Genomic DNA, 17,022 nt, shown 5'->3' on the forward strand with positions numbered 1-17,022 from the left:
TTCGTTCCGACACGCTTTTGCTTTCGGCCGGGCCAGCATTTCCCATGACAGAATCCCTGTACGCCGTCTCGCCGCTGGACGGTCGCTACGCCGGTCGCACCGCACCGCTGTCGCCGTATGCCAGCGAGGCAGGCCTGATGCGAGCGCGCGTCCGCGTCGAGGTCGAGTATCTCATCGCACTCGCCGACACCGAGGGGATCGACCTCCAGCTTGGCACACAGGCGCGCCAGGTGCTCCGTTCGCTGTACAAGAATTTCACCGAAGAGGACGCGAACGTCATCAAGAAACTCGAAACCGAGGGCTATGCCGGATTCGACGCGACGAACCACGACGTCAAAGCCGTCGAGTACTTTATTCGCCACGAACTCTCCGGGGACCTTGCACACATCTCGCCATGGATCCACTTCGGGCTGACGAGCGAGGACGTCAACAACGTCGCCCACCGACTGCTCGTCCGCGACGCGATGGAGGAGGTCGTCCTCCCCGAACTGCTAAGCGCACGGAACGACCTCACGAAACTGGCCCGCGAGTACCGCGACCTCCCGATGCTGGCCCGGACCCACGGCCAGCCGGCGACGCCGACGACCTTCGGCAAGGAGATGGCAGTCTACGCCGCCCGACTCGGCCGCGCTATCTCGGAGGTACAGCGAGCGACCGAGAACCTCGCCGGAAAGCTCGGCGGGGCAAGCGGCACCTACGCAGCTCACGTCGCGGCCTACCCCGATATCGACTGGCGCGGGGTCGCCGAGCGCTTTGTCACCGGACTGGATCTGGAGTACGTCTCGCCGACGACGCAGGTCAATCCCTGTGACGACCTCGCCACGCTGTTCGATGCGCTTCGTCGGGCAAACTCCATCGTCCTCGATCTGGATCTCGACATGTGGCTCTACATCTCCGATCGCTATCTCGGACAGGAGACGACCGAGGGCGAAACCGGCTCCTCGACGATGCCCCACAAGGTCAATCCGATCGACTTCGAGAACAGCGAGGGGAACCTCTCGAAAGCGAATTCCGACCTGGAGTTTCTCGCCGATTACGTCACGACCTCCCGGCTCCAGCGCGATCTCTCCGATTCGACCGTCAAGCGCAACATCGGCGGTGCGCTCGCGCACTGCCTGATCGGCTACACCAAGCTCCAGAACGGCCTCGACAAGGTCGTCCCCAACGAGCAGGTAATGCGCGATGAGCTCCGGAACACGCCCGAAATCATCGGCGAGGCCGTCCAGACGATCCTCCGACGCGAGGGCCACGAGGACGCCTACGAGCAGGTCAAAGCCCTCACCCGCGGCGAACGTGTGGCGATCGAGGACTTCCGCGCGCTGTTCGAAGAGCTCGATATCGACGACGACGTCGAAGCCGAACTCAAGGCGCTCTCGCCGGAGACCTACGTCGGTATCGCTGATCGACTCGTCGACGACATCGAGTAGCGTCTGGACCGACCGGGACGCCTACCCCATCTCGTACTGCACGTCGACGGACGCACTCACCGTCACGTCACCCGGTTCAAGCGTGGTTTCGGGCGCCGTATCTGCAGCGTCGTCCTCCGCGAGATCGTACTCCTCGTGGACGGGGCTGACGCCGCCGCCTGATGTGTCGACGTGTTTCGCTTCGACGACTGTGGCGTCGACCTGGTCGGCGATGAACTCGGCCTCCGCGTCGGCGTCGTCAAGCGCTTCTTCCAGCGCGTTCTGTCGTAGCTCGTCGCGCTTGTCCTCCGAGAGCGTGAACTCGATCCTCCCGACTGTATCCGCTCCCGCGTCGACCGCTGTGTCAACCACTTCTCCGGCGTCGTCGACTGCGTGGACCTCGACGCGGTAGGCGTGCGTCCCGACGTAGTAGACGTAGGGTTCGAGTTCCTCCTCGGAGTCCGGTTCGACGCCGTCCTCGCGCATCCGCTGGTGATCGATCCGGTCGCGGATCCGGAACCGGTCGGTCGTGATGTCGTCCTCGTCGATCCCGTACTCGACTAGCGCGTCGTAGAGGGCGTCGCCGCGCTCGGCGAGATCGTCCCGGACGCCCTCGGCATCGTCGCCCGTCGATTCGACACCGACCTGCAGGACTGCGAGGTCGGGATCGGCGTGTACTTCGCCCGATTCCGATACCGTAATCGTTCGCTCGGAGCCGTCGGTGTCGTCGCCGGGTTCTTCCTCAGCATCGGAACCGCCGAGACAGCCGGCGAACGCGGTCGATGCCACCGCACCACCCGTGAGCAGTAGTTTGCGTCGCTGCATACGTACGCCGAGTACTGGTAGCACAGTTAAACTGCCGTAGGCTAAAACCGCGATTGTAGTCTTCTCGTCGGCTTACTCGCCGAGCAGTGACTCGACCGTCTCAGTGACTGCATCGGCCGCCGCATGAACCTCCTCCAGCGAGACGTACTCTCGCTCGGAGTGTGCCACTGCACCGTCCTCGTCGGCGAGCGTGCCGGGACCGAAGACGACGGTCGGCGCGTCGCGGGCGAAGTACGATGCCTCGGTGGCAGCGCCGAACGCGCGGACCTCGCCGCCGCTCGCCGCCTGAAGTCGCTCGACGAGCGAGGCACCCTCGTCAGTGACGAAGGGATCGGGAAACGGCGTGTCGGGCCGGATCAACTCGACTGTTGCCGTGATCGGTTCGGAGACGTGCTGATCGAGGTGGGCCTGTAACCCGGCCGCGAACGCGTCGCTGGTCTCGGGTGGCACGTTCCGACGATCGAACGTGATCGTTGCCTGGTCGGGCACCCGGTTCGGCGCGTCGCCGCCAGCGAGTCCCGTGGGTGTCAGCTTCGGCGCGCCGAGCACTGGGTCCGCATCCTGCCCTTCGATCTCGTCGTACGTTTCGAGGGCACGGAGCACCGTCGAAACGGCGTGGACCGGGTTTCGTGACCGGTCGACATCCGCTGCGTGTCCGCTCTCGCCCTCGACGACGATCCTGCCTTCACATTGCCCACGTGCGCCGATACAGACGTCGAGGCCGGTCGGCTCGCCGACGATGTAGGCGTCCGCGTCGAGACGCTCGCTCAGGGCTTTCGCTCCTGTCTGGGTCGTCTCCTCGTCCGGCGTGATCGCCAGCGTGAGCCGTCCCTGTTCCATCTCTGCCCGCAGAAACGCGGCGAGCAGGGCGGCGAGTGGACCCTTCGCGTCGCAGGCTCCACGCCCGCGGACGATGTCCCCATCACGTTCATATGGTAGATGCGGCGGGACGGTGTCGATATGGGTGTTGAGCACAATATGAGGGCCGTCGTCGTCCCCCCGCGTCGCGACGACGTTGCCGAGGTCGTCGCTGTCAGGTTCGTACCCCTCGGCACGAAGCCGATCGACGAGCAGGCTGCGCATCTCGGTAACGGACTCGTGAGAGGGTGTTTGTACTGCGTCGGCGTGGAACGTCTCGATGTCGAACGTCATTACTGCTCCACGCGAGTCACGTCGTCCAGCGTCTCACGGCGGCGAGCGACGCGGGCCTCACCATCTTCGAGTGCAATCTCGGGCGGACGCGGCTGGGAGTGGAACTGGCTCGCGAGTTCGTACCCATAGGAGCCAGCGTTCCCGATAGCGAGCACGTCGTCGCGCTCGGGTCGCGCAATGGGTCGATCGTGGGCAAAGACGTCCGCGCTGGTACAGACCGGGCCGCCGACTGTCACTTCGTGGGGATCGCGGTCAGGCGCGGAGACGTTGTACATCGGGTGATACGAGCCGAACATCGCCGGGCGAATGAGCGTTGCGAGGCTGGCGTCGACACCGACCACAGTGGTATCGGGCGCTTCCTTGATCGTGTTTACAGTGGTGAGGATCAGCCCGGCGTCGGCGACGATGTACCGGCCCGGTTCGAGTTTGAGCGTTGCATCGAGCTCACCGACCGCATCGCGAACCATCTCGCTGGCGACGTCCAGATCGAGCGGCGGTTCCTCCTCGCGATAGGGGACGCCGTAGCCGCCGCCGACGTCGACGAACTCCAGCTCGTTGTCGCCCACCCGTCGCGCCATCTCGCCGACGCGCTCGATGGCTTTGCAGTGGTCTTCGAGCCCATCGGTAAGAACGCCGCTGCCCGCGTGGGCGTGTAGCCCGACCAGATCGAACTCCTCGCGGACGCGCTCTGCGACCTCGGGGACCTGCTCGTAGGGGATACCGAACTTCGCGTCCGCACCTGTGGCGACTTTTTCGTGGTGGCCGGTGCCGATGCCGGGGTTGATCCGGATGGCGACCCGTCCGTCGTAGCCGCGGTCGGCCAGCCGGTCGAGCGTGTCCGTCGCGCCGATCGTAATCGTAAGTCCCGGCGCGTCCTCGGCGAGATTGACGGCGTAATCGAGGTCGTGGTCCGGCGGGTTGACCGCGGTGTACTGGAGCGTGTTCGGGTCAGCACCGGCGTCGATCGAGCGCTGGAGTTCGCCCCACGCAGCGCACTCGATGTCCGCTCCGACATCCAGCAGGGCTTCGAGGACGGCCTTTCCGGTGTGTGCCTTCGCAGCGTACATCACGTGGGCGTCGGGAAACGCCGCCGAAAAGCGGGCGTAGTTTTCCTTTACGCGATCCAGATCCATCACGTACTGGGGTGTTCCGTGTTCGGTCGCGAGCCGTGTGAGCAGATCGGCGTCCCAGTCAGCCAGCCGCCGGACTGGCGGCGAGTCGGCGTGATCAGTCATTACCCGCCAATTGGCCGTCGCGGCCCTGAATGTTCTGGTTCGGTGGCCCCGATCCTCCGCGTCTCACCGAGGGAGAATCACCAGTAACGCTAAGTGGGAATACGGCCCGCCTTTCCGGCAGTGCCAGTCGATCCGATCGTTACTGGATTGATCCTCGCGGAGGTCGTGAACGTCCCGTTAGTTGGGGAGGTTGATCTCGAAGAGCACTCGGTCGTGCTGTCGACGATCCTGATCGCGCTTGTCGACGGTTTTAACCCCTGCTCGCTGTGGGTGCTGGTCGTTCTGATCGGTCTCGTTAGCCACTCCGGCAGGGGCAGGGTAGTCCTCGTCGGGACGACGTTTCTCCTCGTCACTGCTGGGATCTACGGACTGTTTATCGCCGGGCTGCTCAGTGCGTTTCACTACGTTGCCCATCTGGACGTTATTCGGTACGTCGTCGCGACGGTTGCCTTCGCGTTTGCCGTGGTGAGCCTCAAAGAATACATCGCGTTCGGGCGGGGGGTCTCGCTGACGATTCCCGATCGCGTGAAACCACGGATCGTCGCCCGTACGCGGGAACTGATCCGGAGCGACGGGACGATAACCACTGTCGTGTTCACTGCGCTGTTTGCGGGGGGCGTTGCGCTGATCGAACTGCCCTGTACAGCAGGGTTCCCACTCATCTGGTCCAGTCTCGTCGTCGAAGCGAACGTGAGTGGCGTGTCGTACGTCGGACTCCTGTTGACCTACGTACTCACGTATCTCTCCCTGGAGCTTCTGGTGTTTCTCGCCGCAGTTACGACCATGCGGCGTGTCGAATACGGCGAATCCCGCGGACGCGTTCTCAAACTGTTTGCAGGAGTCATGATGCTGTTTCTCGGTGGCAGCATTCTCGTCTATCCTGATCTTCTGGAGAGTGTGAGCATGACCGGCTCAGTCGTCCTCCTATCGGTGCTGCTGACAGTGGTAATCGTCATCATCGATCGATCCGTAGTCGCCATATCGGGTTGATGACAGCGACGTGGGCACGCCTGCGATTGACGGTCGCCTCCGAAATCGATTGGTCGACGCCGAAATCGATTTATGAGCTATGTTCGAAGCCGAGTGTATGGCCAGTCTTCGCTCGCGGCGATCAGTGTTACGGCTGTGTGGAACGGTGGGTCTGGGTGCAGGTCTCGCTGGCTGTCTCGGCGACGGCGGCGAGACGCCCGAGCAGGCGGTAACCTCGCCCGACAGTGCGGATGCCGCGGTGGTCGTGTACTGGTTCTGGGGGGACGGCTGCCCCGTCTGTGACGATCAGAAGGGGTTTATCGACGAGATTGCTGCGACCTCCGAAACGGATGTCGTTGCGCTGGAGGTGTACAACGATGCCGAAAATAGAGAGCTGTTTCACGACGTCATCGACGAGTACAACATCCAGCGGGAAGCCGTCCCGACGACGGTGATCGGAAGTGAGCACTGGATCGGGGACTCATCAGATATCAGGGACGCTATCCAGGCCAAGGTGTCGGACTGTCGCGAGGAGTCGGGCTGTCAGCCATCTGCTGTCGTGTGATGGGGCAGTCAGTCCAGCGGACTACCCGAAACTTTCGACCGCTGCAGCATCGAAGTCCCCTCCGGCATCGCTGACCGCGTCCCGGGCCGCCTCGACGAACGACTGGAAGCCGAACACGTACAGCTGCCCCTCGTCGACGACCGACGCGACGGCAGTGGTGAACGCCCCGGTATCCTCGCCGATGATCGTAACGTCCGCACCGGCCTCGACCAGCGCGTCCAGGCGCTGCTCGTGGGCTGGCGCGTCGTCCTGATACACGATTACTGCGTCGTTGCCCGTCTCGGTGGCTGCTTCGGCGATGCCGACAGCAGGCCCGACGCCCGGTCCGCCCGCGAGTACGACAACGTCCCCATCCTCGTATGCGACACTCCCGAAGGGACCCTCGATCCGCAGCGTGTCGCCCGCTTCCCGATCGGCCAGCCACGGTGAGAGGTCCCCCTCGGGATCGACCCCCACGGTGATCTCGAAGGTATCCTCGACGTCCGGCGAGGAGAGAGTGTAGTAGCGAGCGATCTCCTCGCCGTCGACGGTACCGTAGAGCCTGACAAACTGACCGGGCTTCGCGTCGAAGTCGGTGGGCGTTTCGAGTTCCAGAGCGATCGTCTCCGGTCCGACGGTGGCGACCGCGCGAACCGCGACCTCGGTCTCGTCCATGGACGAACTACGCCGTTCGGTCCCTAATGGGTTGTGTTTGGAGCACCGTTACAATCCACTCCCGGCAACACGGAATTGGTCATGGACCGATTCCACATAAATTATTGGGTAGGTGTTTCAGAAGGCTTTTGCCGTGTCGCAGACAACTCGGGTCTCAATACATGCCATCAGATCTGAACTGGGCGATCGGCGGAGAAGCCGGTGATGGGATCGACTCTACCGGGAAAATCTTCGCTCAGGCGCTGTCGCGCGCTGGCCGTCACGTCTTTACGTCGAAGGACTTCGCGTCCCGGATTCGCGGCGGATACACGGCCTACAAGATTCGAACGTCGACGGAGAAGGTCCAGAGCGTCGTCGACCGGTTAGATCTGCTGGTGGCACTGACACAGCGAACGATCGACGAGAACCTCGACGAACTCCACGAGGAGAGCGTCATCATTTACGACGGCGAGCGCTCGTGGGAGGCGGAGATTCCCGACGAGATCACCGGTGTGAGCGTCCCCCTCAAATCGCTTGCCGAGGACGCTGGCGGGGCAATTATGGCGAACACGGTCGCGCTCGGAGCGGCCTGTGAGATCGCCTCGTTCCCAATCGAGAACCTCGACGAGTCCCTCGAAAAGCGCTTCGGTGACAAGGGCTCGAAGATCGTCGAGAACAACAAGGATGCAGCACGCCTGGGCCGGGATCACGTCCAGGAGCACTACGGTGAGTTCGACTACGAGCTGGAGACGACCGACAACGACTACGTCCTGCTCAACGGCGACGAGGCCATCGGAATGGGAGCGATCGCTGCTGGCTGTCGGTTCTACGCCGGCTACCCCATTACCCCCGCGACGGACGTGATGCACTACCTGATCGGCCGAATCGAGCAGTACGGCGGCCACGTCATTCAGGCTGAAGACGAGCTGTCGGCGATCAACATGGCGCTCGGAGCGGCCCGCGCCGGTGCCCGGTCAATGACGGCGACGTCCGGTCCGGGAATCGATCTGATGGCAGAAACCTTCGGCCTCGCGGCGACCAGCGAAACGCCGCTCGTGATCTGTGACGTGATGCGGTCCGGCCCCTCTACCGGGATGCCGACCAAACAGGAGCAGGGCGACCTGAACATGACGCTGTACGGCGGGCATGGCGAGGTGCCACGCTTTGTCGTCGCGCCGACGACGATCTCGGAGTGTTTCCACAAAACGGTTGAGGCGTTCAACCTCGCAGAAAAGTACCAGCTTCCGGTCTATCTCGTCTCGGACCTCGCGCTTGCGGTCACCGAGGAAACGTTCGACCCGATGGAGTTCGACATGGACGACGTCGAGGTCGAGCGCGGAAAGGTCGTCGACGAGGACGACGTCGATGAGTGGCTCGACGAGGAGGGACGGTTCCGCGCGCACGCCGACACCGAGGACGGGATCAGTCCTCGTTCGCTCCCAGGGACGGCCGACGGGGCACACATGTCGACCGGCCTCGAACACGACGAGCTCGGCCGTCGAACCGAGAGTACCGACATGCGCGTCAAACAGGTCGACAAACGGCAGCGCAAAGTCGAGACAGCCCGCGAACGGGAGACCTTCGACTGCCGCGAGTTCGGCAAGACCGACGCCGACACGCTCGTCATCTCGTGGGGGTCGAACGAGGGTGCACTCGTCGAGGCGCTCGATCTTCTGGAGGACGAGGGGATCGACGTCCGCGTGCTCTCGGTGCCGTACATCTTCCCGCGGCCGGATCTCACGGACGCAGTCGAAGACGCCGAGGACGTTATCGTCGTCGAGTGTAACAAGACCGGCCAGTTCGCCGATCTGATCGAGCACGACGTACTGACGAGGGTGAAACGGATCAACAAGTACACTGGCGTGCGCTTCAAGGCCGACGAGCTGGCCGAGGAGATCAGGGGAGCACTCGCCGCAGACACGGAGGTAAAAGCATGAGTTCCGACGTTCGATTCACAGATTTCAAATCCGACAAGCAGCCGACCTGGTGTCCCGGATGCGGGGACTTCGGGACGATGAACGGCATGATGAAAGCACTGGCCAACACCGGCAACGACCCGGACAACACGTTCGTGGTCGCCGGGATCGGCTGTTCCGGCAAGATCGGGACGTACATGCACAGCTACGCGCTGCACGGCGTCCACGGCCGCGCACTGCCGGTCGGCACCGGCGTCAAGATCGCCAACCCCGACCTCGAAGTGATGGTCGCTGGCGGCGACGGCGACGGCTACTCGATCGGTGCGGGCCACTTCGTTCACGCCGTCCGCCGGAACGTCGACATGACCTACGTCGTGATGGACAACCGCATCTACGGGCTGACGAAGGGGCAGGCCTCGCCGACGAGTCGCGAGGACTTCGAGACCTCGACCACGCCGGATGGCTCGAAACAGCCTCCGGTCAACCCCCTTGCTCTGGCGCTGGCCTCGGGTGCATCCTTCATCGCCCAGTCGTTCAGTTCCGACGCGCTACGACACGCCGAAATCGTCCAGAAGGCAGTCGAACACGACGGGTTCGGGTTCGTCAACGTCTTCAGTCCCTGCGTGACGTTCAACGACGTCGACACCTACGACTACTTCCGTGACTCGCTGGTCGATGTCGCCGAGGACGACGACTACGATCCGACGGATCGCGAGCAGGCCAAAGACGCAATCACGGATGCCGACAAGGAGTACATGGGCGTGCTCTATCAGGACAAGGAGTCGGTACCGTACAACGAGCGCCACGGCGTCGAGGCGAACAAGGCCGACATCCCGGACGGCGCGCCCGAGGGCGCGATGGATCTGGTTCGGGAGTTCTACTGACGGTTCACCGTCCGACCGTTACGGTTGGCCGGCTCTGTTGAAATTCCTGGAAAGCGACGCTTTGGCTGATACGTCCCATTCTGCTATCTCCCCATCGACTACAATTTTACTGCCGACGTTATCGAATTGTACACCGCCATACGTAAGGGTACTTTCAGGACCTACATAGATGCCTGCGCCCCCGCAATCAGTTGCCTGGGAGGTTATGAGCGTGACAGCAACGTTGTCACGGAATCTAAACGCCTGATCTACACCCCCCGTCGCGGTTATATTGTTCATTCGTAGATTCTCCATGTCGTCGAAGATGATGGAGTTGGTGAACGCTCCCTCAACGGTGACGTTCGAGATGTTGGCACCATTGAATCCAGCCCCATACAGTCCCGATCCAGCAGCCAATTCAGCGCTCTCCGTTTGTATTGTTGCATTGTTTATTGTCAACTCTTCACGTCCACTTTTGATGTGTCCAAGCGTAATGCCTCGTGCGTTTTCAAGACATGAGACGTTATTGACGGTCATTCCCTGGATTGACTCACCGGGATCGGAGCGAATTCCAGTGTACTGACAGCCGGTGATGATCCCGTCTGTAATCGTGAGTAACTCGTGTTCCCCCCGGTGGATGTGGACGCCATGGGACGGACCGTTCTCGGCATTGATTTCAAAATCCCGGACTGTGCAGCGTTTTGTGGGGGTACCATCATCTTCCACCAGTGTGTCGTTCGTGCCGTCCCAGACCCTGTTTGCAGAGATGCCTTCTTTTTGAGCGTCAAACTGAAGCGGGGCATCTGAGTCAGCCTCTCCACCACGGCTCGCCCAGTAGCCGTCAACAGTGACGTTTCGTGAGGAAACAATATCGATATGATGGTACAGGATAGCGTCGCCGTAGATGTTCTCTAATCTAACATTTTCGGCGTGTGCTGGCATGATTCCGTTCGAGCTTGGGGAATCGATTCGAATGTTTCGAACACTCCAGTTCGAGGCACCCCCATATCCCCTTTCGTCGTAGCCTCTGTTGGTAAGGAGTGCTCGTCCTTCATCACCAGCAGGCCGGACGCCTTCGAAGACCGTTGATCTACCTGCACCCAAAAGTGTCGTATCGGAACCTACCAGCGGAGTCTGCTCGAACAGATACCGTCCCGGTGGGAAATAAATAACGCCACCACCCTCGCTGGCAACAGTATCAAGAAGGTCTTGTACAGCACCACCGACCTCGGTCTCACCATCTCCCTCGATCCCGTGCGCTGTAACAGTATACGCGAAAGGCTCTCCTGACGGACTGGAGTCTGCCTCCTCAGCAAACGGAGTACGGTTGCTGCAGCCTGCAAGCATTCCGGCTCCCACCGTGGCTGCCATGAGAACGGATCGCCGCCGCATCCGTGATCGATTCATGAGTTGCGGTTTGCTTAACAGATTGTAAACTTTCGTGTTCGTTAGATCACCGCACTTGATGGTATCTTGCTTCTATCGGTCACACTTATAGGCGCTGCATTCGCTCCCTGTATTCAGCAATTATCAGGGTTGAAGGGTTTCAATAGAGTCGCTCAGCCTAACTTTTTGCGGTATCGACGATCCGTCACTATTTCCCCGAACAGATCCGCCTCACGCTCTTCGACGGCCTCGTAGCCCTGCGAGCGGTAGAACGACTGGCCGACATCGTTGTCCGCGAGGACGTATAGCTGGACCACGTCGTAGCCGCGGGTCGACCAGCGCCTCTCGAACTCTGTGAGCAGCGCCGTTCCGATCCCATCGCCCCAGCGGTCGGGTGTAACGTAGATCGATCCGAGACCGACGACCGTACTGTCGTGTGCAGCGCCGCTCGCGTAGCCGACCACAGTATCCGCTTGCGCGGCGACGAGGTACGTCACGTCGTCGTCCTCGATGCGCTCGCGGGTGAGGGCGGGATCGTACCACTCGGCCAGCGCAGCCTCGATGGTCGCGTCGGCGAGCACGTCTCGATAGGCGGTCGTCCAGCCCTGTTCGGCGACGCGGGTGATCCCTTCGATATCTTCGGGAATCGCATCACGAACCATCAGTTCCTCCATACAACCGGATCATGTCCCACTGACAAAACCCTGGGGGCGAGCACGAACGTTCAAACGGTCCTGAGCCATAGCGAAGGTATGGACGGCGACGCCTTTCGAGACCGACTCGAACGCGAGCATGCGGAGCGACTGGGCGCATTCGACTCGCCGGAACTGCTCGTCGCGCTCGCGGACGGCAAGCCGACGCCAACCCCGCTACTCGAAGCGGCGGCCAACAGCGAACACGCTGCCCAGCGAACGTTCGAGCAGTGGGCCGAGACCGAGCAGGACGCCGCTGCACGCGATGCCTTCGAGGATAGCGCCCAGCAGGAACACCGTCACTACCAGCTAGTTGTTGATGAGCTATCGCAAGACTACGAGCCCGCCGACGGCGGTCCGCTACATGCGTATCTCCGCGGGCGAGAGGAGACTATTCAGCGGGTCGCCACGGGGATGGTCGGCCGGTCGCTCGTTAGCCTGCGGACTCACGCCCGGTTGATCGAGTACTTCGAGGGCGAGCGAGCGGCGCTGTTCGTCGAGCTACGGGACGAAACCGAAGCGACCCTTCACACCGGCCTCTCCCTGCTGGATACGATCTGTACAGGGAAGAACTGGGAGCGCGCCGAGATGGCAGCGAGCTACGTGATCCGGGTCGCCCACGAGGATTACGTCGACTCACTCGCGGCGATCGAGCATAAAGAGTCGAGCGAGAGCTAACCGGCAGGCCGGGCGCTTCTCACAGGTCTCGGGTGTGCATCGAATACGCACGCGAGGGCACTGCTGATATTGATGTCTCCCAAAGTGGGTTGTATGCCCCCGGAACTTACGCGGCGTCGTGCTCTCGCGGCCGGTGCAGTCGCCGCCCTCGCTGGCTGTCTGGACCGGCCAGACGGTAGCGACGGTCCCGAAGCGGGCAGTCGGGATGAGGACCCACCCGACGATCCACCGACGACCGAGCCGCCCATCGAGATGGCCCACTCGACCGCCGCGATGCGCCAGGAGGTCGCCAACGGCGGGGTCCCACAGGACGGCATCCCCTCGATCGACGAGCCCGTTTACACGGATGCTGGTAGCGATGCCGTCCCGGCGGACGACGAGATCGTCTTCGGCGTGGAAATGAACGGGGAAACGGCCGCCTATCCCCGAACAGTGCTCGTCTATCACGAAATCGTCAATACGGAACTGGGCGGCGAGTCCATCAGCGTCACGTACTGTCCACTGACCGGGACTGCACAGGGGTTCTTCCGCGGCGGGACGGAGTTTGGGGTCTCCGGACGGCTGGTCAACAGCAATCTGATCATGTACGATCGCGAGTCCGAAAGCTGGTGGCCCCAGGTGCCGGCCGTGGCGATCGACGGACCACACGACGGCAACTCACTCCGGGAGTTCCCCGTAATCTGGACTACCTGGCAGCAGTGGCGCGACCGGCATCCGGACACGCGAGTCCTGACCGACGAGACCGGCTACGTCCGTGACTACGGGAGCGATCCATACAACGGCAGTTACACTCCGACGACGGGCTACTACGACGATGGCGGGCCGATGTTTGCCCCGATAGTCAGCGACGACCGCCATCAGGCCAAGACCATCTTCATCTGTGCGCGAACGCCCGACGGCCCGCTTGCGATCCACAAGGATCGTCTGCGCTCGGAGTCCATCGTGGAGCCGGTCGTGGACGGCGAGCCCTACCTCGGCGTCTACGACCCCCGGCTCGACACCGGCTACGTCTACGCGAATCCCGACGAGCGCTCCTTCGAGTATATCGACGGCCGTCTCCACGAGGACGGGGCGAGTTACGCCCCCGACGAACTGCCGCTGGAGCGCAGTCTCCGGCTCGACGCAATGTGGTTCGCGTGGACGGGGATCTACCCTGACACGGAGGTCTACGACTGATGGTTCGGCAGCGACTCTCGCTGACGATCGGGGCCATCAGGACGGCGCTGACCCGCGGAGAGTCGTTGCTGATCGCTATCGGGGTCGCGTTCGTCTACCTGCTGGGCTATCTGTACGCGATCGGCGATCTGAGTATCAGGGAGGGTGTCGGCGTGGGCATCGAGGTGCCAGTCGAGGAGCCGCTCGTTCATATGCTCGGCCGGACGGGGCCAGCGTCGTTCGAGGCCGTCGCGTTCGTCGATCTGGAGCCGTTTCGGCTCCTGTTTTCGCCGCTGAATACGCTGCTCGGGCTTGGACTGGCCGCGCTGGTCGGTATCAACCTCGCGCTCAGTTATCTGGCCATCACGCAGCCCCGTTCCTGTGGGATCGGCGCTGGCTCGGGGCTGCTCGCCTCGATCCCGGCCCTGCTCTCGGGGAGCGCCTGCTGTGCACCCGTCGTGCTGGTCGTGCTGGGGATTCAGGCCAGCGGCCTGTTGCTCACCGCGATGACGTGGCTCCTGCCGATCGGCATCGTCCTGCTTATCGGCTCGCTCGTCTGCCTTGCCGGGAAAATCGATCCGACGCTGTACAGGACTCACATGGAGTCGTCGGCCGCTCGGGGCAGCTGAATCGTGATCTCGTTTCCGTCCGCCGCCCGACTGAATGTAACCTGTCCGCCGGAGAGGTCGACCGCCCAGTAGACGAGCCAGAGACCGAGCCCGGTGCTGTGATAGACCTCCGTCATCTCTTTTTCGCCCGTCAGGACACGGTACTCCTCGTCGGGGATCGGCGGACAGTCGTCGGTAAATCGGACGAGCACGTCGTCTCCCTCTACCCGGATCTCGACATCGACAGCCGAATCTCCGGATTCGGTATGTTCCAGTGCGTTTTCTAGCAACTCGACGAATGCTGCTTGCAGCTCCGCCAGTCCCTGTGCCTCGATCGAACCGGGGGTGCTGATCCGAACGGCTGCCGCCGGATACCGTTCTGAGACGTTCCGTGCTGCCTGCTCGGCTGTCTCGGCGACGTCGATCGTACCCGGTCGCTGAATCCCCGTCAGGAGATCGATGATCGCTCGTTGCTTCTCCGCGGTCGCGAGCAGATCCGTCCCGAACTGGCGAATGATTGCTGCGTGGCCTGCCATCTCCTCGTCGCCGCTCTGTTCTATCTGGTTTGCCTTTCCGAGAATGACGGACAGATCGTTCCGGAGATTGTGCCGCAACAGGTTGTCCATAACCGTGAGTTGTCGCTCCCGCCGATGTCGGTCGGTGATATCACGGGTGAACCCGACAATTCGGTGGACCTCCCCGTCCTCGACGATTGGTTCACCCTGTACCCAGACGTACGTGTCGTAGTCGGCTTCGGCGTTCACCCGATACTCGACGTTCACCGATTCTCCCTCCGCCATTCGCCCCATAGCGTCTTCCACACATGGCACGTCGTCCGGATGAACCGTATCGAGGAAGGCAAGCGGATCCTCTCGCAGGGTCTCGATCGATTGGCCGTAGATCTCCTCGTAGGCGGGCGAAATGAACAGCAACTCCGTCCAGTCCCCCGAGTACATCCAGACTGGGTCGCTGATCGTGGTGGCGATCTCCTGCAATCGGCTCTCGGCTGTATCGCGTTTTTGCTCCGCTCGAACCGTCTCCGTGACATCACGGGAGCTAACGACGTAGCCGCCGAGATCGTCGTCCGTAATGTTCGAAAACCGGCTCTCCATCCAGACCCACGAGTCGTCCGCCGCCCGAAACCGATAGCGGGTCGTCTCGGTCGTTGGCTCGTCGCTCGTGATGACCCGATCGAAGCAGTCACGACACGCCTCCCTGTCGTCGGGATGCATCAACTCGAACGCGTTTTCACCCACGAGCGTTTCTGGATCGTATCCAAGTATTCGTCCTGCCGCCTCGTTGACGTACCGAAACTCCCCGGACTCGTCGACAAGGCTCACCTTGTCCTGTGTGTAGGCGAGAAGCGACTGATCCGATGAATCCAGGGACCGACGCATACCCCCGTATTGCCGCGGGAACTGTATAAGAGTGGTGGCAAACTGTCTGTTCCGACGTGCAAAACGCAGTACGACGACAACTTCAAAAATCGAAGTATTGTACTTCAAAAACTGTAGTGAGGTGCCATCTTGCGGTTCGTGCGTGCTGCAAGCGACCCGGGTTACCGGACACCCCGTCTCCGGCGAACTTGCCTTCGGCTCAGGCCTCGTCGAACAACGTCTCGCCCTCAACCATCTTCTCCTTGACGACGTCCATGTCGAGGGTGACACCCAGACCCGGCTCTTCGGGAATCTCGATGTAGCCGTCCTCGATGACGTCCTCCTCGACGAGATCCTCCCACCAGCCGAGTTCGTAGGAGTGGTACTCGACGGCCAGCGAGTTCGGGATCGCCGCGCCGACGTGGGCGCTCGCCATCGTCGCGACGGGCGAGGCGACGTTGTGCATCGCCACCGGCATGTAATACATGTCGGCCTTGTCGGCGATTTTTGCAGTTTCACGCATGCCGCCGACCTTCGGCATGTCGGGGGCGATCATGTCGACAGCCTGATTCTCGATGAGGCGGCGCTGGCCGTGCTTGCGGTAGACGTTCTCCCCGGCGGTGATCGGCGTGGTCGTCGACTGCGTGACCTCGCGCTGAACGTCGTGGTTCTCCGGCGGGACGGGGTCTTCGAGCCACCAGACGTCGTACGGTTCGAGCGCTTTTGCAAGTCGCTTTGCGCTGCCGCCCGAAAACGTCCAGTGACAGTCGAACGCAACGTCTGCACGCGATCCGACGCGTTCGGTGACGGCCTCGACGATGCTGACCTTGTGATCGATTTCCGGTTCGCGCAGGTGACGGTTCGCGCGGTCTTTCTCGTGGCCCGATGGGACGTCGAGATCGAACTTCAGGGCGTCGTAACCGAGTTCTTCGACGACGCGTTCGGCCTCGTCGGCGCAGGCGATGGGGTCTGCCTCCTCCTCGGTGTGACAGTCACAGTAGACACGCATCTCGTCGCGGTACTTGCCGCCCATAAGCTGGTAGGCCGGGAGATCGAGAATCTTCCCTGCAAGGTCGTGCAGTGCGACCTCGATGCCGGAGATGGCGGTGACCGTGACGCCGCCGATCGATCCCTCACCGGACATCTTCTGGGTGAGATGCTCCGTGAGTCGGTCGATATCCAGCGGGTTCTCCCCCTGCAGGAACGGTGTCATTCGCTCGATGAGTTCCGGTGTGCCAGCACCCCAGTAGGCCTCGCCGGTACCGACGATCCCGGTGTCAGTGTAGATTCGGACGAGGGTCCATGGGAAGTTCCCATCGACCATCGTCGTCTGGATATCGGTGATCTCGACATCGCGACCGCCGCCTCGTTCATTCGTCACTCCCATCGTCTCAGAAGAGAGATCGCGCATCGTGTACTCCGCATTCGGATCGTGCAGGTCGCCGTAATTGACACCCATGCTCCGTGCTTTACTAAGCATACAGTAAAACCTTGAGATATGCCCCCGAACCCGTTCGGGCGAACCACGTATCGCCCTCCCTCGGGTCTCTCCGGATCCTGTGC

At 62.2% G+C, this 17,022-nt stretch carries 16 protein-coding genes; 8 read left to right on the forward strand and 8 right to left on the reverse strand.

Annotation, left to right across the window (positions count from 1 at the left end; translation table 11 throughout):
* The first annotated feature begins 44 nt into the window (after positions 1–44).
* On the forward strand, positions 45–1,427 hold the full coding sequence (purB, locus tag AArcSt11_RS12450) for an adenylosuccinate lyase (protein WP_250597478.1): 1,383 nt from the start codon (positions 45–47) through the stop codon (positions 1,425–1,427).
* Positions 1,428–1,448: 21 nt separating this feature from the next.
* On the opposite strand, the gene AArcSt11_RS12455 is transcribed toward purB, so the two are convergent.
* The 3 genes from AArcSt11_RS12455 to lysA form a co-directional block, all read right to left on the reverse strand.
* Positions 1,449–2,231: an SIMPL domain-containing protein gene (locus AArcSt11_RS12455; RefSeq protein ID WP_250597480.1), complete on the reverse strand. Its 783-nt coding sequence runs from the start codon at positions 2,229–2,231 to the stop codon at positions 1,449–1,451.
* Positions 2,232–2,303: 72 nt separating this feature from the next.
* Complete coding sequence (locus AArcSt11_RS12460) at positions 2,304–3,383, reverse strand: M20/M25/M40 family metallo-hydrolase (RefSeq protein WP_250597482.1); 1,080 nt, start codon at positions 3,381–3,383, stop codon at positions 2,304–2,306.
* Positions 3,383–4,618 (reverse strand): diaminopimelate decarboxylase, encoded by a 1,236-nt coding sequence (gene lysA / locus AArcSt11_RS12465; RefSeq protein ID WP_250597484.1) that lies wholly within the window; start codon positions 4,616–4,618, stop codon positions 3,383–3,385. The genes AArcSt11_RS12460 and lysA overlap by 1 nt, the downstream gene beginning before the upstream one ends.
* 120 nt (positions 4,619–4,738) lie before the next feature.
* On the opposite strand from lysA, the gene AArcSt11_RS12470 reads away from it, so the two are divergent.
* On the forward strand, positions 4,739–5,608 hold the full coding sequence (locus AArcSt11_RS12470; RefSeq protein ID WP_250597486.1) for a hypothetical protein: 870 nt from the start codon (positions 4,739–4,741) through the stop codon (positions 5,606–5,608).
* A 97-nt stretch (positions 5,609–5,705) separates the two neighbouring features.
* Entirely contained in the window at positions 5,706–6,152 is a 447-nt protein-coding gene (locus tag AArcSt11_RS12475) for a glutaredoxin family protein (protein WP_250597488.1), read from the forward strand.
* A 21-nt stretch (positions 6,153–6,173) separates the two neighbouring features.
* Here the strand turns inward: AArcSt11_RS12475 and AArcSt11_RS12480 are convergent, their stop codons facing one another.
* The gene (locus AArcSt11_RS12480; protein ID WP_250597490.1) at positions 6,174–6,806 is read right to left on the reverse strand and encodes an FAD-dependent oxidoreductase; all 633 of its coding nucleotides are present in this window, start codon (positions 6,804–6,806) and stop codon (positions 6,174–6,176) included.
* A 161-nt stretch (positions 6,807–6,967) separates the two neighbouring features.
* Here AArcSt11_RS12480 and AArcSt11_RS12485 point away from each other — a divergent pair, with 161 nt between their 5' ends.
* Positions 6,968–8,722 (forward strand): 2-oxoacid:acceptor oxidoreductase subunit alpha, encoded by a 1,755-nt coding sequence (locus AArcSt11_RS12485; protein WP_250597492.1) that lies wholly within the window; start codon positions 6,968–6,970, stop codon positions 8,720–8,722.
* Positions 8,719–9,585 carry a 2-oxoacid:ferredoxin oxidoreductase subunit beta gene (locus tag AArcSt11_RS12490; RefSeq protein WP_250597493.1) on the forward strand — a complete coding sequence of 289 codons (867 nt, stop codon included), beginning with the start codon at positions 8,719–8,721 and terminating at the stop codon, positions 9,583–9,585. Before AArcSt11_RS12485 ends, AArcSt11_RS12490 begins: the two co-directional genes overlap by 4 nt.
* Before the next feature lie 18 nt (positions 9,586–9,603).
* Here the strand turns inward: AArcSt11_RS12490 and AArcSt11_RS12495 are convergent, their stop codons facing one another.
* A complete protein-coding gene (locus AArcSt11_RS12495; protein WP_250597494.1) occupies positions 9,604–10,935 on the reverse strand; it encodes a glycosyl hydrolase family 28-related protein in 1,332 nt (443 codons plus the stop codon).
* A 188-nt stretch (positions 10,936–11,123) separates the two neighbouring features.
* The gene (locus AArcSt11_RS12500) at positions 11,124–11,624 is read right to left on the reverse strand and encodes a GNAT family N-acetyltransferase (protein ID WP_250597495.1); all 501 of its coding nucleotides are present in this window, start codon (positions 11,622–11,624) and stop codon (positions 11,124–11,126) included.
* A 78-nt stretch (positions 11,625–11,702) separates the two neighbouring features.
* Here AArcSt11_RS12500 and AArcSt11_RS12505 point away from each other — a divergent pair, with 78 nt between their 5' ends.
* The 3 genes from AArcSt11_RS12505 (at position 11,703) to AArcSt11_RS12515 (ending at position 14,104) form a co-directional block, all read left to right on the forward strand.
* Positions 11,703–12,320 (forward strand): hypothetical protein, encoded by a 618-nt coding sequence (locus AArcSt11_RS12505; protein ID WP_250597496.1) that lies wholly within the window; start codon positions 11,703–11,705, stop codon positions 12,318–12,320.
* A 93-nt stretch (positions 12,321–12,413) separates the two neighbouring features.
* Positions 12,414–13,496 (forward strand): DUF3179 domain-containing protein, encoded by a 1,083-nt coding sequence (locus AArcSt11_RS12510; protein ID WP_250597497.1) that lies wholly within the window; start codon positions 12,414–12,416, stop codon positions 13,494–13,496.
* The gene (locus AArcSt11_RS12515; protein WP_250597499.1) at positions 13,496–14,104 is read left to right on the forward strand and encodes a hypothetical protein; all 609 of its coding nucleotides are present in this window, start codon (positions 13,496–13,498) and stop codon (positions 14,102–14,104) included. Before AArcSt11_RS12510 ends, AArcSt11_RS12515 begins: the two co-directional genes overlap by 1 nt.
* Here the strand turns inward: AArcSt11_RS12515 and AArcSt11_RS12520 are convergent.
* Positions 14,071–15,480 (reverse strand): PAS domain-containing sensor histidine kinase, encoded by a 1,410-nt coding sequence (locus tag AArcSt11_RS12520; RefSeq protein WP_250597501.1) that lies wholly within the window; start codon positions 15,478–15,480, stop codon positions 14,071–14,073. The two genes, AArcSt11_RS12515 and AArcSt11_RS12520, sit on opposite strands and share 34 nt — an antisense overlap.
* 199 nt (positions 15,481–15,679) lie before the next feature.
* Positions 15,680–16,918 (reverse strand): mandelate racemase/muconate lactonizing enzyme family protein, encoded by a 1,239-nt coding sequence (locus tag AArcSt11_RS12525; RefSeq protein ID WP_250597503.1) that lies wholly within the window; start codon positions 16,916–16,918, stop codon positions 15,680–15,682.
* Positions 16,919–17,022 lie beyond the last annotated feature (104 nt).

This window comes from Natranaeroarchaeum aerophilus (assembly GCF_023638055.1).
Taxonomy (GTDB): Archaea; Halobacteriota; Halobacteria; order Halobacteriales; family Natronoarchaeaceae; genus Natranaeroarchaeum; species Natranaeroarchaeum aerophilum.

Excerpts from the sequence above, each read along its gene's own strand:
- purB (WP_250597478.1), top strand. The coding sequence starts at position 45 with ATGACAGAATCCCTGTACGCCGTCTCGCCGCTGGACGGTCGCTACGCC.
- AArcSt11_RS12455 (WP_250597480.1), bottom strand. The coding sequence starts at position 2,231 with ATGCAGCGACGCAAACTACTGCTCACGGGTGGTGCGGTGGCATCGACC.
- AArcSt11_RS12460 (WP_250597482.1), bottom strand. The coding sequence starts at position 3,383 with ATGACGTTCGACATCGAGACGTTCCACGCCGACGCAGTACAAACACCC.
- lysA (WP_250597484.1), bottom strand. The coding sequence starts at position 4,618 with ATGACTGATCACGCCGACTCGCCGCCAGTCCGGCGGCTGGCTGACTGG.
- AArcSt11_RS12475 (WP_250597488.1), top strand. The coding sequence starts at position 5,706 with ATGGCCAGTCTTCGCTCGCGGCGATCAGTGTTACGGCTGTGTGGAACG.
- AArcSt11_RS12480 (WP_250597490.1), bottom strand. The coding sequence starts at position 6,806 with ATGGACGAGACCGAGGTCGCGGTTCGCGCGGTCGCCACCGTCGGACCG.
- AArcSt11_RS12485 (WP_250597492.1), top strand. The coding sequence starts at position 6,968 with ATGCCATCAGATCTGAACTGGGCGATCGGCGGAGAAGCCGGTGATGGG.
- AArcSt11_RS12490 (WP_250597493.1), top strand. The coding sequence starts at position 8,719 with ATGAGTTCCGACGTTCGATTCACAGATTTCAAATCCGACAAGCAGCCG.
- AArcSt11_RS12495 (WP_250597494.1), bottom strand. The coding sequence starts at position 10,935 with ATGGCAGCCACGGTGGGAGCCGGAATGCTTGCAGGCTGCAGCAACCGT.
- AArcSt11_RS12500 (WP_250597495.1), bottom strand. The coding sequence starts at position 11,624 with ATGGAGGAACTGATGGTTCGTGATGCGATTCCCGAAGATATCGAAGGG.
- AArcSt11_RS12505 (WP_250597496.1), top strand. The coding sequence starts at position 11,703 with ATGGACGGCGACGCCTTTCGAGACCGACTCGAACGCGAGCATGCGGAG.
- AArcSt11_RS12510 (WP_250597497.1), top strand. The coding sequence starts at position 12,414 with ATGCCCCCGGAACTTACGCGGCGTCGTGCTCTCGCGGCCGGTGCAGTC.
- AArcSt11_RS12515 (WP_250597499.1), top strand. The coding sequence starts at position 13,496 with ATGGTTCGGCAGCGACTCTCGCTGACGATCGGGGCCATCAGGACGGCG.
- AArcSt11_RS12520 (WP_250597501.1), bottom strand. The coding sequence starts at position 15,480 with ATGCGTCGGTCCCTGGATTCATCGGATCAGTCGCTTCTCGCCTACACA.
- AArcSt11_RS12525 (WP_250597503.1), bottom strand. The coding sequence starts at position 16,918 with ATGGGTGTCAATTACGGCGACCTGCACGATCCGAATGCGGAGTACACG.